This is a genomic window from Acinetobacter sp. UBA5984 (assembly GCF_002429925.1).
GTDB lineage: Bacteria > Pseudomonadota > Gammaproteobacteria > Pseudomonadales > Moraxellaceae > Acinetobacter > Acinetobacter variabilis.
Genome location: NZ_DJBE01000082.1, coordinates 105,647 through 120,962 on the forward strand (window position 1 = coordinate 105,647; position 15,316 = coordinate 120,962).

General features: G+C 41.6%; 17 protein-coding genes. 6 read left to right on the plus strand and 11 right to left on the minus strand.

The features are described from left to right. Positions 1-173 precede the first annotated feature (173 nt). Both B3J29_RS14180 and B3J29_RS14185 read left to right on the plus strand, forming a co-directional pair. The gene (locus B3J29_RS14180) at positions 174-764 is read left to right on the plus strand and encodes an AzlC family ABC transporter permease (RefSeq protein ID WP_214002300.1); all 591 of its coding nucleotides are present in this window, start codon (positions 174-176) and stop codon (positions 762-764) included. Then, positions 761-1,060: an AzlD family protein gene (locus B3J29_RS14185; RefSeq protein WP_034170712.1), complete on the plus strand. Its 300-nt coding sequence runs from the start codon at positions 761-763 to the stop codon at positions 1,058-1,060. The genes B3J29_RS14180 and B3J29_RS14185 overlap by 4 nt, the downstream gene beginning before the upstream one ends. A 36-nt stretch (positions 1,061-1,096) precedes the next feature. On the opposite strand, the gene B3J29_RS14190 is transcribed toward B3J29_RS14185, so the two are convergent. Together B3J29_RS14190 and B3J29_RS14195 are read right to left on the minus strand one after the other, a co-directional pair. Next, positions 1,097-1,393, minus strand: coding sequence for a hypothetical protein (locus B3J29_RS14190; RefSeq protein WP_005236433.1), 297 nt, complete (start codon positions 1,391-1,393; stop codon positions 1,097-1,099). Positions 1,394-1,572: 179 nt separating this feature from the next. After that, on the minus strand, positions 1,573-2,601 hold the full coding sequence (locus B3J29_RS14195; RefSeq protein WP_214002069.1) for a type I glyceraldehyde-3-phosphate dehydrogenase: 1,029 nt from the start codon (positions 2,599-2,601) through the stop codon (positions 1,573-1,575). A 409-nt stretch (positions 2,602-3,010) separates the two neighbouring features. Between B3J29_RS14195 and alaS the strand changes: the two genes are divergently transcribed. From alaS to csrA, 3 genes are all read left to right on the plus strand, one after another. Continuing rightward, positions 3,011-5,704 (plus strand): alanine--tRNA ligase, encoded by a 2,694-nt coding sequence (gene alaS, locus B3J29_RS14200; RefSeq protein ID WP_214002068.1) that lies wholly within the window; start codon positions 3,011-3,013, stop codon positions 5,702-5,704. Between the two features lie 64 nt (positions 5,705-5,768). Then, positions 5,769-7,049 (plus strand): aspartate kinase, encoded by a 1,281-nt coding sequence (locus tag B3J29_RS14205; RefSeq protein ID WP_004784201.1) that lies wholly within the window; start codon positions 5,769-5,771, stop codon positions 7,047-7,049. A 248-nt stretch (positions 7,050-7,297) separates the two neighbouring features. After that, positions 7,298-7,555 carry a carbon storage regulator CsrA gene (gene csrA, locus B3J29_RS14210; RefSeq protein ID WP_004784202.1) on the plus strand — a complete coding sequence of 86 codons (258 nt, stop codon included), beginning with the start codon at positions 7,298-7,300 and terminating at the stop codon, positions 7,553-7,555. A 94-nt stretch (positions 7,556-7,649) separates the two neighbouring features. On the opposite strand, the gene rnhB is transcribed toward csrA, so the two are convergent. The 7 genes from rnhB to yaaA all read right to left on the minus strand — a co-directional run bounded on the left by rnhB (position 7,650) and on the right by yaaA (position 13,564). Continuing rightward, positions 7,650-8,225, minus strand: coding sequence for a ribonuclease HII (gene rnhB / locus B3J29_RS14215; protein WP_214002067.1), 576 nt, complete (start codon positions 8,223-8,225; stop codon positions 7,650-7,652). Between the two features lie 57 nt (positions 8,226-8,282). Continuing rightward, positions 8,283-8,663 carry a hypothetical protein gene (locus tag B3J29_RS14220; protein WP_005236447.1) on the minus strand — a complete coding sequence of 127 codons (381 nt, stop codon included), beginning with the start codon at positions 8,661-8,663 and terminating at the stop codon, positions 8,283-8,285. A gap of 183 nt (positions 8,664-8,846) precedes the next feature. Further along, positions 8,847-9,191 carry a hypothetical protein gene (locus tag B3J29_RS14225; protein ID WP_004784208.1) on the minus strand — a complete coding sequence of 115 codons (345 nt, stop codon included), beginning with the start codon at positions 9,189-9,191 and terminating at the stop codon, positions 8,847-8,849. 82 nt (positions 9,192-9,273) lie between these two features. Next, positions 9,274-10,275, minus strand: coding sequence for an adenosine deaminase (locus B3J29_RS14230; RefSeq protein ID WP_034170717.1), 1,002 nt, complete (start codon positions 10,273-10,275; stop codon positions 9,274-9,276). Positions 10,276-10,352: 77 nt separating this feature from the next. Next, on the minus strand, positions 10,353-11,675 hold the full coding sequence (locus B3J29_RS14235) for an NCS2 family permease (protein ID WP_034170718.1): 1,323 nt from the start codon (positions 11,673-11,675) through the stop codon (positions 10,353-10,355). 440 nt (positions 11,676-12,115) lie between these two features. Further along, positions 12,116-12,277: a hypothetical protein gene (locus B3J29_RS14240; RefSeq protein ID WP_227504412.1), complete on the minus strand. Its 162-nt coding sequence runs from the start codon at positions 12,275-12,277 to the stop codon at positions 12,116-12,118. A gap of 504 nt (positions 12,278-12,781) precedes the next feature. Next, the gene (gene yaaA, locus B3J29_RS14245; protein WP_214002065.1) at positions 12,782-13,564 is read right to left on the minus strand and encodes a peroxide stress protein YaaA; all 783 of its coding nucleotides are present in this window, start codon (positions 13,562-13,564) and stop codon (positions 12,782-12,784) included. A gap of 122 nt (positions 13,565-13,686) precedes the next feature. On the opposite strand from yaaA, the gene B3J29_RS14250 reads away from it, so the two are divergent. Further along, the gene (locus B3J29_RS14250; protein ID WP_034170720.1) at positions 13,687-14,319 is read left to right on the plus strand and encodes an alpha/beta hydrolase; all 633 of its coding nucleotides are present in this window, start codon (positions 13,687-13,689) and stop codon (positions 14,317-14,319) included. A gap of 31 nt (positions 14,320-14,350) precedes the next feature. On the opposite strand, the gene B3J29_RS14255 is transcribed toward B3J29_RS14250, so the two are convergent. After that, positions 14,351-14,896, minus strand: coding sequence for a GNAT family N-acetyltransferase (locus B3J29_RS14255; protein WP_214002064.1), 546 nt, complete (start codon positions 14,894-14,896; stop codon positions 14,351-14,353). After that, positions 14,884-15,249, minus strand: a complete 366-nt coding sequence (locus tag B3J29_RS14260) for a hypothetical protein (RefSeq protein ID WP_214002063.1) — start codon at positions 15,247-15,249, stop codon at positions 14,884-14,886. Before B3J29_RS14260 ends, B3J29_RS14255 begins: the two co-directional genes overlap by 13 nt. Positions 15,250-15,316: the final 67 nt, after the last annotated feature.

Here is a 15,316-nt window from a genome sequence, read left to right on the forward strand (position 1 = left end):
ATGCTTAAAAATAATCCTATACAAAAACCCAATGTGGAGACTTAAATGACCAAGAAAACAGCATCATTCTGGTAGAGTTTAAAGGGACTGCAAAGACTCCGGTATTTCTTATAAACTTTCTTTCTCCTTCTAGAATAAAACCCGATCATCTCAGGCCTCCCTTTCAGCCACGTATAACGCCTTCTGATGCCACTCCTCTGAGTGAGTTTCAGCGTGGTGTGAAAGACTGCATACCTTTATTATTGGGTGTAATTCCTCTGGCACTGGTCTTGGGTGCAACAGCAGCACAAAAAGATTTTAGCCTGCTTGAGGTTCCCTTGCTGACCGGGCTGAACTTTGCTGGCGGTTCCGAATTTGCAGTTTTAGAAGCCTGGACTGATCCACCTCATCTGCTTACCTTGATCTTTATTACTTTTCTCATTAACAGCCGCTATATTCTGCTCGGTGCCAGTCTGGTGCCTTATTATGCCGGGCTATGTATTGTTCTTTATCTGGCTTGGGTCGGCTTTACCACTTTAGGTGCTTTGGCTGGGCCGGTGTTAGGAGATATTCACTATTTTGGTTTTGATATGGCTTTCCCAGCCATTATGCTGATTTTACTGAAAGGTATGTGGAAAGGCTTTACTGAAGCCAGACCTTGGCTAATCAGTTTAATTTTTGCTGCTCTGACTTATAGCTATCTGCCAGGCAACTGGTATGTGCTGATTGGTGCGCTTGCTGGCATTGCCGCTGCCTTCTGGCTAATTCAGGAGGATGAAGCATGATCCAGATGAGCACTTTTATCGCAATCTTATTAGTTGCGCTAACGACTTACTGCACGCGGATACTTGGCTATGTCCTACTCAAAAATAAAACTTTGAGCAAACGTCAGCGTAAAATTCTGGAAGTGATTCCAGGCTGTGTACTGATTTCGATGATCACCCCATATTTTTTACGAGATGATCCGGCTGATCTGATAGCCATAATGGTGACACTATTCGTTGCATCACGCTTTGGCATGCTGCCGACCATTTTGATTAGCATGGCCTCGGCAGCTATTTTAAGAACCTTACTGGTTTAAATCCTTTATATAAGGCTAAGCCAGTATGAAAAGGTCTTATGACTTTGGTTCTACTACTTTAGCGAGCAGATTTACCAGTTCTGCATTTTGCAGCTCAACTTTTTGCAGTTTAGCCGTAGTCTGATCCAGTACTTCCTGCTGAACATGCATTTTTTTCGCCAGATCCTGCATAATTTCCAAGGTCTTTTTTAAATTTTCTTCCAGATGCGCCACTTTTTCCTCAACTGGCACGCCTTCCACACTTTGTGAACTCTCATTATTATTAAATTGCAGCCAGATCAAAAAAATCACAGCCAAGGTCAGTAATATAATAAATCCCCAGATCAACATCATGTGCTTGCTCTTATTCCATTTAATTATCTTTATCTTAACGAAAAAATATCCAGATCACAGAAATATTCGGCATAAATCCAGAGCTTTTCGATCAATTACGTTCAAGTTTTTATTCATTTTCTTCTAATTTTTTAATCTTGCATAAAAAAGCACCCCATTTGGGATGCTTTCAAAATAGCTTAATCTGTATAAAAGGATTCACAGAGATCCAGCAAACGGTTGGCATAACCCCATTCATTATCATACCAGGCAAATACTTTGGCCTGATGCCCCACTACCAAGGTTTGGGTCAGATCCACAATCAATGAGTAAGGCGAATGATTAAAGTCTGAAGATACTAGAGGCTCATCTGTCACAGACATGATTTCAGCAAAATCCTGACGTGCAGCGTTCATTAATACTTCATTCAACTGATGATCAGTAATGGGTGACTGGGAGATAAAGGTTAAATCAATGGCCGCTACATTAATGGTTGGCACACGAATCGAATAACCATCAATCCGGTTTTCCATCTTCGGCATTACGCGTTTTAAAGCACCCAAAGCCGAAGATGTGGTTGGAATAATATTTTGCCCAGAAGCTCGGGCACGTCTTAAATCACGATGGGCATGATCCAGTACTGACTGATCCGCTGTCACTGCGTGAATTTCAGTCATCAGTGCAGTCTCAATACCAAAGGCATCATCAATGATTTTGACTAGAGGTACCAATGCCTGCGTAGTACAAGAAACACTGGAAATAATCTGGTCACTTTCTTTGACATCACAATGGTTGACGCCATAGACAATTGCGGCATCCACTGTATCAAACGGTGCAGCACCGATAATGGCCCGTTTTGCCCCGGCAGTAATATGCTGAGTCGCAGCCTCACGCGAACGGAACAGGCCGGTACATTCCAATACCACATCAATATTCAGTTCATGCCATGGCATGTCCACCGGATTCGCTTGTCTTAACACCTGAACTTTCTGATAGGCATCGCGATAAGTGACATGCAGGTAGGCATACTCATCTTCATAAGTCAGATCAACCTGCCCCGGGAAACGACCATGAGTAGAATCATATTTAAATAGATGCAATAAGGTTTCAACGTCGGCAACGTCATTAATGGCAACGATGTCAAAATTAAAATCTTTCGGATTTTCAAACCATGCACGCAACACATTGCGTCCGATTCGTCCAAAACCATTAATTGCGATACGTTGCATCGACATTCCCTACTGCGGCATAAAACTTTGTGCGCCTATATTAATGGAATTATCCAGCTGACTGATAACTATTCAGCTAAATCCACTAAAAATTACACAGAATGTCCAATATTTCATCGAAAAATTCATACTTTACTTGAAGCAATCCAGTCTTTCTATCAGCGTGAATTAAGATAAATTGCTGTAATGACAATAGCTTTTGATTTTGCAGGGCATTTTTCTGATTTTTCCAATATTCATTCCTTATAGTTTTATGATCTATAAATATGAAAATCATTGGTTGAACAGGCATTTTCCGTTATAATTTGGCGTTTTTAAATATTTAAGCCCCGCATTGCAGCAGAGAACCAACCTTCTTGTCAGACTGTGATGTTTTTAGCCAAATCGGAAATTATGGAGTGACTTGGTTGTGAGTACTCGTTTTATGACATCAGCTGAAATTCGCGAAGCTTTTTTAAGCTACTTTGAATCGCAAGGGCATACACGTGTCGCGTCGAGTTCTCTGGTTCCTGCCAACGACCCAACATTATTGTTTACCAATGCTGGTATGAACCAGTTTAAAGACTGCTTCCTGGGTCTGGAAAAACGTGACTACGTTCGTGCAACATCTTCACAAAAATGTGTACGTGCAGGTGGTAAACACAACGACTTAGATAACGTTGGCTACACAGCTCGTCACCACACATTCTTTGAAATGCTGGGTAACTTCTCGTTTGGTGATTACTTCAAACGTGATGCAATTAAGTTTGCCTGGGAATTCCTGACCGGCGACAAATGGCTGGCTCTGCCTAAAGACAAATTGTACGTAACTGTGTATCACACTGATGACGAAGCTTTTGACATCTGGAATAAAGAAGTTGGTCTAGATGCCAGCCGCATTATCCGCATTGGTGATAATAAAGGCGAGAAATACGCTTCTGATAACTTCTGGGCAATGGGCGATACCGGTCCTTGTGGTCCATGTTCTGAAATCTTCTATGATCACGGTGAGCACATCTGGGGTGGCTTGCCTGGTACGCCTGAAGAAGATGGCGACCGTTTCATTGAAATCTGGAACAACGTATTCATGCAGTTCAACCGCACTGCGGATGGCGTCCTGCACCCTCTTCCTGCACCTTCTGTTGATACAGGTATGGGCCTTGAGCGTATTTCTGCGGTTCTGCAACACGTCAACTCTAACTATGAAATCGACCTGTTCCAAAACCTGTTAAAAGCTGCTGCTGAAATTATCGGTCTAGATACTTCAGACATTGAAGCGAAAGCACAAGCTGAAAACAAACCGGTTGAATACCCTGCTTCACTTAAAGTGGTTGCTGACCATGCACGTTCATGCTGCTTCCTGATTGCAGATGGCGTGAACCCTTCAAATGAAGGTCGTGGTTATGTACTGCGCCGTATTATCCGTCGTGCAGTTCGTCATGGTAACAAACTGGGTGCGACTGGTTCATTCTTCCACAAAATGCTTCAGCCTTTAATTGATGTGATGGGCGCAGCTTATCCTGAACTTGAAGCAAACAAAGCACGTATCGAAGCCGCTTTGCTGAAAGAAGAAGAACAGTTTGCTAAAACACTTGAGCAAGGTCTGAAATTGCTTGAAGGCGAATTGTCAAATCTGAAAGGTTCTGTGATTCCAGGTGAAATCGTATTCAAACTTTATGACACTTATGGCTTCCCAACTGACCTTACAGCAGATATCGCACGTGAACGTGATTTAACCATTGACGAAGCTGGCTTTGAAAAAGAAATGGCGGCTCAACGTCAACGTGCACGTGATGCAGGTAAATTCGCAATCGACTATAACAGCGTTGTTAAAGTTGAAGGCGAAACTCAGTTTGAAGGTTATGACGCAACAGCAGGCGAAGGTCGAATCATCGCGATCTACAAAGATGGCGAACAGGTTGACGAAGTGGTTGAAGGCGACGAAGCACTGATTGTTCTGAACCAAACTCCTTTCTATGCAGAAAGCGGTGGTCAGATCGGTGATACAGGGCTCTTCAAAAACGATACAGGTATCTTTGAAGTTCAAGATACCAAAAAATCTGGTGGTGCATTCGTTCACCAAGGTATCGTGACTATGGGTAACCTTAAAGTTACTCAAAACGTTGAAGCAATGGTTAAAGCCGAGATTCGTGCTGCAACTGCTCGTAACCACTCTGCAACTCACTTGCTCCACGCTGCCCTACGTCAAATCCTGGGTTCACACGTACAACAAAAAGGTTCATTGGTTGCGTCTGACGTTCTGCGTTTCGACTTTGTTAACGATCAGCCTGTAACTTTTGAACAGTTGCAAGAAATTGAACGTCTTGTCAATGCTGAAGTGATTGCCAATACGCCTGTTACGACTGAACTGCTCGACATCGAATCTGCGAAAGCCAAAGGTGCGATGATGCTGTTCGGTGAGAAATACGGTGAAGAAGTTCGCGTATTGTCTATGGGTTCAGTGATTGACGAGAAAAACTTCTCGATCGAGCTGTGTGGCGGTATTCATGTGAAACGTACAGGTGACATTGGTCTGTTCAAAATCACTTCTGAAGGTGGTGTAGCAGCAGGTGTACGTCGTATTGAAGCCGTAACTGGTACTAAAGCGGTTGAAGTCGTACAGAAAGTCGATCGTGATGTTCAATACATCAATGGTTTGTTAAAAGCACAGAACCATCAAACAGTCGAAAAAGTTGAAGCTGTGGTGGACACTGCACATCAATTGCAAAAACAGATCGAACAGCTGAATCAAAAATTGGCAAGCTTACAAGCCGGTGAACTTTTAAGTCAGGTTCAAGAGCTTGCAGGCCGTAAAACATTAATCACTACTGTTCAGAATATGGATGCAAAAGCATTACGTAACCTGCACGACGGTGTGAAATCAAAATTAGAAAATGCAGTCATTGTTCTTGCAGGTGTAGAGGGTGACAAGGTTAGCTTGATTGCATCTGTGGCGAAAGACTTTACTGCTTCTATTAAAGCGGGTGACATCATCAAACACTTGGCAACTGAGCTAGGTGGTAAAGGTGGTGGTAAACCTGACTTGGCACAAGGTGGCGCGCCACTTAACGAGAAGTTTGCTCCAGTGATGGCTGATTTAGCAGCTTGGCTTGAAGCAAAATAAAAACTTCATTTTGTGTAACTGACCCTGATCGGAAAATCAGGGTCATGGTTTATATGGAACAACTATGGCATTAATCGTTCAAAAATATGGCGGTACCTCAATGGGTACTCCCGAGCGCATTCTCAATGTTGCTCGTCGTGTGAAGCGCTGGCATGACCATGGCCACAAGGTGGTTGTAGTCGTATCTGCTATGAGTGGTGAAACCAACCGCTTGCTTGCTCTCGCGAAAGCCATTACCGAAACCCCTGACCCACGTGAACTTGACCAAATGGTTTCTACGGGTGAACAGGTAACGATTTCCATGTTAGCTATGGCGCTGAATTCAATTGGCGTTGAAGCTAAATCTTTAACTGGTCGCCAGGTTGGTATTAAAACTGACAGCGCATTCACCAAAGCACGTATCGAATCTATTGATACTGATGTATTGACTGAAAACCTAGATGCAGGCCGCGTGATTGTGGTTGCAGGTTTCCAGGGCTTTGATGCTGATGGCAATACCACAACTTTAGGTCGTGGTGGTTCTGATACTTCAGGTGTTGCCCTTGCTGCAGCGCTAAAAGCGGATGAATGTCAGATTTACACAGATGTTGATGGCGTATATACGACTGACCCTCGTGTTGCTCCTAAAGCGAAAAAAGTAGACCGTATCTCTTTCGAAGAAATGCTGGAAATGGCATCTTTAGGTTCTAAAGTTCTTCAAATTCGCTCTGTAGAATTTGCAGGCAAGTACCAAGTGCCTTTACGCGTACTCTCAAGCTTCGATAATGACACTGATGGCGCATTTGACGAAGACTTCAAAAACAACGTCGGAACTCTTATTACTACTGAACTGGAAGACAACATGGAACAGCCAATTATCTCTGGTATCGCGTTCAACCGCGACGAAGCTAAACTGACTATTCTGGGTGTTCCAGATGAGCCAGGTATTGCCTCTAAAATTCTTAAACCAATTGGTGATGCCAATATCGAAGTGGATATGATTATCCAGAACGTTGAAGAAGATGGTACGACTGATTTCACGTTTACTGTAAACCGCGGTGAACTCGCTAAAGCCAAAAAAATCCTTGAAGAGACAGCTCAAGCGATTGGCGCACGTGAAGTTGCAACTCGTGATGACATCGTAAAAGTGTCTATCGTCGGTGTAGGTATGCGCTCTCACGCAGGTGTAGCAAGCAAAATGTTCACTGCTCTTGCTGATGAAGGTATCAACATCCTGATGATCTCTACTTCTGAAATCAAGATTTCTGTGATTATCGAAGAGAATTATCTTGAGCTTGCAGTTCGCTCACTTCACACTGCGTTCGGTTTAGACCGTGAACATGGTGAATCTAGCGCACGCGCTTAAGAGAACTACAAAATACCGTCATTGTCTGACAGTATTTCATTAAATCTCTACAAAAATGCAGGGCCACTATAGTTTTTTTTATAGTGGCTCTGTTATATTAAGCCTAAGGATTTTCAACAGTCTGGATAGTTAACCTCTTCATTTCATGGACAGGACTTTCTATTCAAACTTTAATTATATAATTTTAGGTTGTGTTTTTTTATTACATTCAATAGATTGCAGGTTTTGCATTTTGCAAGGAGAGAAACATGCTGATTTTGACTCGACGCGTCGGGGAAACTTTAATGATCGGAGACCAAGTCAGCGTGACTGTACTTGGCGTAAAAGGCAACCAGGTTCGTATTGGGGTAAATGCTCCGAAAGAAGTCTCTGTACACCGTGAAGAGATTTACCAGCGTATCCAGCATGAACGTGCAATGCATGAACATCTTCAGCATATTGACCAGGATTATCAACCTTCTTCTTATGAAGATGATAACCAGACACAAAATAACTTTAACCGTTAATTTTGTATGAATATAAAAGCGGCTTTTAAGCCGCTTTTAATTTGGCTAATTTTCAACTGCATAGCAAAATAATCAGACTTTAGCCCGCCTGCTGCTAATCAAGCAACGCTGCCAGCACTTTTTTCACTGGTCCAAAACTACGACGGTGTTCATCAATCACCCCGTGTAAGGCAATCGCTTCAAAATGTGCTTTGGTCGGATAGCCCTTATGCTTGGCAAAGCCAAATTGCGGATATTTTTGATCCATCTCCACCATCTGGCGATCACGGGTCACTTTAGCCAGAATACTGGCTGCTGAAATCTCAGGATGCAAGGCATCCCCACCTACGACCGCATCACAACTCATCGCAAGGCCCTGAGGAATCTTGTTGCCATCGACCAGTACATGTTCCGGCTGAATGCTTAATGCTTCCACAGCGCGGCGCATTGCCAGTAAAGAGGCCTGCAAAATATTATGCTCGTCGATTTCTGCTGCAGAGGCCTCAGCAATGGTCCAAGCTAGGGCTTTTTCCTGAATCTCAATAAAAAGTTTTTCGCGCTTCTTCTCGCTTAGCTTCTTGGAATCATTTAAGCCCTCAATCGGGTTATTCGGATCCAATATCACAGCCGCAGCGACCACCGATCCTACTAATGGCCCACGCCCTGCTTCATCTACACCAGCAATATTCATTTTATTTCCCATAAAAAATAGGCTGAACCAGTCAGCCTATTCAAATTTGATTTTGAATTAGTTTACCGCTTCAGCCACGCAAGCGTTAATAGTATTTGCAACAACATTACCTACAATAGTCGCACGTGCTGTCGGATCAATTGCTGCAGTTGCCAAATCCACTGCAGTCACGTTTTGTGGTGCTTTTTCACTCACGCAACCACAGATTTCAGACTGGATATTCTGTTTTTGCGTTTCTGTCATTAAGCGTGTTGCAGTTTGCCAAGCCGGAATATTGTTCAGTTCAGTGACACATTTTGCATTGATGGCAATTTTAATGGCTGCAGAACCGAGTTGCTGACCTGTACTTGCTTGAGTTGTGGTGCTGGCACCTTGTGGTGCTACACATGCAGAAAGAACAAGTGTTAATGGAGCAACAACAGCCAATAATTTTTTCACGGATTTTATCCTTTTTTCAGCTTTTAAAATATGCGCTATTGTGCCGAAGTTTATCGAAATAAGAAATCTAAAAATGAGTCATGATGTCTAATCTGCGCGCAGCCAGACTCATAGCCATCACAGGAAAGAAGACTCACTACTAATCTAAAGGTAAAGTTTGGATAAGCCAGCACCGAAAAATCTTTAATTGATAAACTCGCCCATACAGCCTTTTAAGCTATTGGCAATTGCTTTGCGGGTTAGCTCTTTTTTAGTTTCTTCATCAATGGTTGCTTTTAACAGGGTTTTGGCCGGCACACCTTCCAAAGCATGCTCACCCACACAGCCACACACTTTTTGCTGTAAATGCTGTTTATTGGCTTCAGCCATGAAATAAGTCCCCATTTTCCAGACTTTGGAATCTTTCAGCTCTTGGCCACACTGATATTCAATCACAGGTTTCAGGGCTTTCTGAGTCATTGAGGTATCTGCACAAGCAGGATTGATTAAGCTAACGGCCAGAACAGGCCACAGGAATTTTAATTTCATCTTCGGTTCATATATCAAATTAAATAAAAAGGCAGAGCGAACTCTACCCTCTTTGGGCGCAACGATTGACTAGAATATTGCTTTAAACAAGTGCCTGAATCAGGCTGATCCATTTCTGTTTTTCAGTATCAGAAATAAATGAAGCTTCAAAAGAATTAATTGCGAGCTGTTTGAGTTCTTCGTTGCTTAGATCTAAAGCTTCAGCAATGGCAATGAAATTGTCATTCATATAACCACCAAAATACGAAGGATCATCTGAATTCACTGTCACATGCGCACCCTGCTGCAACAGACGACGGATATTATGTTGCTGCATATCATCCACAACACACAGCTTTAGGTTTGAAAGTGGACATACTGTGAGCGGCATCTTCTCTGCAATCAAACGCTGCATCAATTCTGGATCTTCCTCAGAACGTACGCCATGGTCAATACGGTTAACTTTTAATAAATCCAAAGCTTCCCAGACATATTCTGCCGGACCTTCTTCACCCGCATGTGCGACTACCAGAAAACCGGCTTCACGTGCTTTAGCGAAAACACGTTCAAACTTAGACGGTGGATGGCCGACTTCACTTGAATCCAGCCCCACTCCAATGATCCGATCTTTATAAGGCAGCGCTTGTTCTAATGTTTTAAATGCTACTTCTTCACTAAGATGACGCAGGAAACACATGATCAGATGTGAAGTAATGCCTAATTTAGCTTTCGCATCATCACAGGCTTTCTGCAAGCCATTAATCACAGTTTCAAAGGCAATGCCACGATCGGTATGCGTCTGCGGATCAAAGAACATTTCAGTATGCACGACATTATCATCCGCACATTTTTCAAAATATGCCCAAGCCAGATCATAAAAGTCCTGTTCATGAATCAGAACATTGGCACCCGCGTAGTAGATATCCAAGAAAGATTGCAGATTATGGAAATTATAAGCCCGCTTCACTTCCTCAACCGATTTATAAGGAATGCTAATTTCATTACGCTGTGCAATCGCAAACATTAACTCAGGTTCAAAGGTACCTTCGATATGCACATGCAGCTCAGCCTTTGGCAAGGCCTGAATCAATTCAAGACGGTTCATCACTACTCCTGATTAAACCTGAGAAAAATAAAAAAGGGTGCAAACTGAGTTTACACCCTTTTGATATTCGACAAAAATTAGCCGCCAAACATCCAGAACTTCAATGCCCATAGTACTGCGATGATCCATACCATGTATGGAACAGTATTCGCTTTACCTGTCAGCAGTTTAATCAGCGCATAGCTGATAAAACCCATTGCGATACCGTCTGCAATTGAATACGTAAATGGCATGAATACAATGGTCAGGAACGCCGGAACCGCTTCAGTAATATCATCCCATTCAATATGGACAATACCCTGAATCATCAATACACCGACAAATAGCAATGCTGGTGCAGTTGCAAAGCCTGGTACAGATTGAGCCAATGGAGCTAGGAACAGGCAGGCAATGAACAGCAAGCCCACCACAACTGCAGTCAGACCGGTACGACCACCTGCTGCAACACCCGCTGATGACTCAATATAAGGTGTAGTTGAAGAAGTACCCAAAGCAGCACCTGCAACAATCGCAGAAGAATCGGCAAATAATGCTTTTTTCAGACGCGGCAATTTACCATCTTTTAACAAACCTGCACGATGTGAAACACCTACTAGCGTACCAGTAGAGTCAAACAGATCGACCAAGAAGAATACGAAGATTACACCGATCAGGCTAGCTGTAAACAGACCTTGAAAGTCCATTTGCAAGAAGGTTGGTGCCAGTGAAGGAATTTGACCCACTACACCCTGGAACTGGTTATAACCTAAAGCAGTAGAAATTGCAGTGATTACCAAAATACTGATAATGATCGCACCACGTACTTTGAAGTGATGCATTACCACCACTAACAGGAAGCCAAGTAGCGCAAGCATAACAGTTGGCTGTTTCAAATCACCCAGACCCACCAAAGTCGCTTGATTATCAACAATGATGCCAGCATTTTTCAGTGCTACCAGAGCCAGGAACAGGCCAATACCACCGCCAATCGCCAGTTTGAGAGACATTGGAATGGCATTGACAATCGCCTCACGTATTTTGAACATACTAATGGCAATGAAAACCAAACCTGATACAAATACTGCACCTAATGCAGTTTGCCAAGGCACACCCATTCCCAGACAGACTGAATAGGTAAAGAAGGCATTTAGCCCCATACCCGGCGCAAGTGCAATTGGATAATTGGCAATTAGCCCCATTACCAGACAGCCAATTGCGGCTGCAAGACAGGTGGCTACAAAGACAGCCCCATGATCCATCCCGGTTTCGGATAAAATCATCGGATTAACAATAATGATGTAACACATTGTCAGGAACGTGGTTACACCTGCCAGAACTTCTGTACGGAAACTGGTTTTGTTTTCACTCAGTTTGAACAGACGTTCCAGCATATTTTCTGAAGATGGATTAGGAGTCGTCATGACCTAGCCCCTATTGAGTAAACTTTATGCTTTAAGCATGCCGCCGAATCCAGGAAATTTTATAGAAAACTTCATGAATTTTAAGGATCTGTTAGCAACGAATATGCCAGCTTCGCCATTTAGCGGGTCAAAATGTTTCAATAGCGAACAGTAAGAAAACTGCGCTAGAAAAACTCAAAAAACAATCTAAACAAAAAAGCTGCATAACCCCTATGCAGCTTTTTTCATCATTAGAATCAAATACTTAATTAAAGTAAATTTGATCTAACTTTATCTTTTGCAAATTATAACACATTGATTTCTGATTGCTTCTTAGAATTTATATTTTATTAAAAATTAATATAAGTCAGTTTTATTATTATTAAATTTTCTTTTATTTATTATGATTTTATTTTTATCTTTTTACCTGACCCCCTAATCAAAAAGCTTATGCAAATCTATTAAGGTCGGGGCCGATTTGCATTCAGCAATTTAGTTGAATGTTGTACTTCTTTCAGAATCTGATGAAGCTCTTCATGTTTTCTTGTTTCGGCCTGTTGGTGAACACAATAACCGAGTAAACCCACCATCAGCACAAAAATAGGAATTGTATAAATTTTCATTTTTGTAGTTGAATTATGTAACAGTATTGAAATTATGCTAACAAAATAACAATAAAATTATGACATAGTTTACAAATAACCCGATAAAATGCAGTTTTTTCAATTATTTAGAGTTTTTATATTCTTCATTTTTTTATACTTCTTATTCAATTAATCATAATTTCTTAAGCCATATTTTTTTATTTTTTAGTCATTTTTTTAATATTAAAAGAAATTAATTGATTGATTCTATTTTTTATTTTTTTAGAAATTTATCTTTACTATATAAATTTATCGAGTGAAAAATATCTTTTAAAGTTCACTATAGCTTTCATTATTTTATTTAGCTTTTCTTCTAAAAAATTCATCCATTTCCTGTTAAAAATTCTTCTAAATAAATGATATTTTGAAAGTTCCTTCCCTATTTTTTAATTTTTATTCAACTCAACCTAATATTGTTAAACTTAAATTTACCCAAGACTTTTAAGAAAATTTCTTCATTCAGTCTTGGGTGAATCTTTTACCTTAAGCAGCCAGCTGCTCATCACGTTTAAATACCAACTCACCTTTTAGTGAACTTTCAGCATCAAAATAATACCCATCGGTATTAAAGGCTTTTAAGTCTTCAGTTCGTTTAATCTGGTTTTCAATGATAAAGCGCGCCATTAAACCACGAGCTTTCTTGGCATAGAAGCTGATGACTTTATATTTGCCATTTTTCTGATCTAAAAATACCGGCTTGATGATTTCAGCCTGAATTTTGCTTTCTTTCACTGCTTTGTAATATTCATCGGAGGCAATATTGACCAGAATTTCAGACTCTGCTGCTGCCAGATCATGATTGATCAGGTCAGTGATGGTATGTCCCCAGAACTCGTAGAGATGAGCACCACGTGGGTTAGTCAATTTGGTTCCCATCTCCAAACGGTAAGGCATCATCAGATCCAGCGGACGCAATAAGCCATAGAGGCCGGATAACATACGCAGATGGTTCTGTGCGTAATGAATCTGATCCTGCTTTAATTGGTAAGCATCCAGACCGGTATAAACATCCCCTTTAAAGGCAAAGATTGCCTGACGAGCATTGGAAAAATCAAAATCCGGCTGCCAGTCTCTGAAGCGTTCCGCATTCAAATTGGCAATTTTTTCACTGACGCTCATTAAGCTGGAAATTTCAGTTGCTGATAACTTGCGGGCAACTTCTATCAATTCCTGGGAATGTTCCAGCAATCTTGCCTGAGTAAATTGATCGGTAGGTAAAGGTGTTTCGTAATCTAGAGTCTTGGCTGGAGAAATTAAAGCAAGCATAGCAACCTGGTTAAAAAATGATTAATCAAACTATATCAGTAGACTTATTTTAATTCCAATTCATGTTTTTATTTATCATAATCGTTAAAATAGAAAATTCTCCTGCAATTTATCGGTTTGCTATGTCCGAACCAATCTTCCTCCCAGGCCCTGCTGGCCAACTTGAGGTTTTTGTGGATTATCCTCAGGGTGAAGTGAAAGGATTCGCGATTGTTTGTCATCCCCATCCATTACAAGGTGGCACACCACAACATAAGGTTCCAGTGTTACTGGCACAAATGTTTTTAGAGCGTGGTTGTGTTGTCTATCGTCCAAGTTTCCGTGGTTCTGGTCAAAGTGCCGGTCTACATGATGAAGGCTTTGGCGAAACGGATGATATACTTGAAGTCATTAAATATGCGCGTCGCCAACATATTGGCCTGCCTTTCTTGGCAGGCGGTTTCAGTTTTGGTGCACATGTCATGGTCAAGTGTTACGCCGCCCTGCCAGTTGAACTGCAACCTTCAAAAGTGATTTTGTGTGGTCTACCGACTGCAACCGTAGCTGGCCTACGTCACTATGTTACTCCACAGATCAAAGGTGATATTTTATTTATTCATGGTGAAGCGGATGATGTCACGCTTTTATCCGACATGATTGAATGGGCCAAGCCTCAACGTCATCTGGTCACGATCTTGCCCGGTGCAAACCACTTCTTTACTGGTTATTTAAAACAGCTTCGGATTGCGATGAGCCGTTTCCTCGCATTAAGCTAATCAAAAAAACCTCATCGAATGATGAGGTTTTTTATTCAGAAATAAAATCTTTAACATGAATTTCATAAATTACAGCCCGATATTTAGGTTTATCTAAGTGGCTAGAAATTTTCCCACCCAGACGTTCTGCAATTTTTCGGCTAGCCCAGTTTTCTTCTGCTACCGGATAGCTCAAAACTTTAATCCCTAATGTATTAAAAGCATAGCCCACAATACAACGTACTGCCTCATGTCCATAATGATGACCATGCGCCTTTTCACGAATCCAGATACCCACTTCAGGTATTTCATCATGCAGTCGATGCAAACCGCATAATCCGATAAATTCATGTCTTTCAATATGGCGAATCACAAAGATATATTCTTTATGATTAGCCATATTGTTTAGCCAGTTTTGCCAGACTGTTGCAAATACCTGTTCAGATTCCGGTGCATCCCATGCCATAAAACGGGTCAAACTCGGGGTAATCGAGGCATAGGCTTCCGCAGCATCGGATGACTTAAAATAATCTAAAACAAGACGTTTACTTTGCAATATAGGCGAAAGACTTTGCATTTGTTGAACTAGTTCTTCCACTCAAACTCACTAAAACTTTCTTGTTCTTTCAACGATGCTTCAACAGCTTGTGCCAACTGATTTAATAAACTTTGTTCTGTAATCCGGTCCAGCCAGTCCTGTTCTTCATCCGGGTAAGAGGCGATTTCACAAATCAGGTGCCCTTCCTGGTCTCGTGTCTCACAGCTCACTGATAATGGCAACTCGTGTTCATCGACACTTACGGCCACTTGTGAGCCACTTTGCGCCAAGGTCTTAAAGCCATATTTACCGAGCTCTTCCGTCAGCAGATGTGCCACATATTCCTGAGTCTGCTGACTGCCCTGTAATTGTTCCTGGCTCTGAGGATTGGCCATAAATTTTAATTTTCGCATTGCTACATCCAAATGGCTTTTTTGTTGTATGGTTTTAGCATAAGCCAATATAAACAAAACAGCCAAG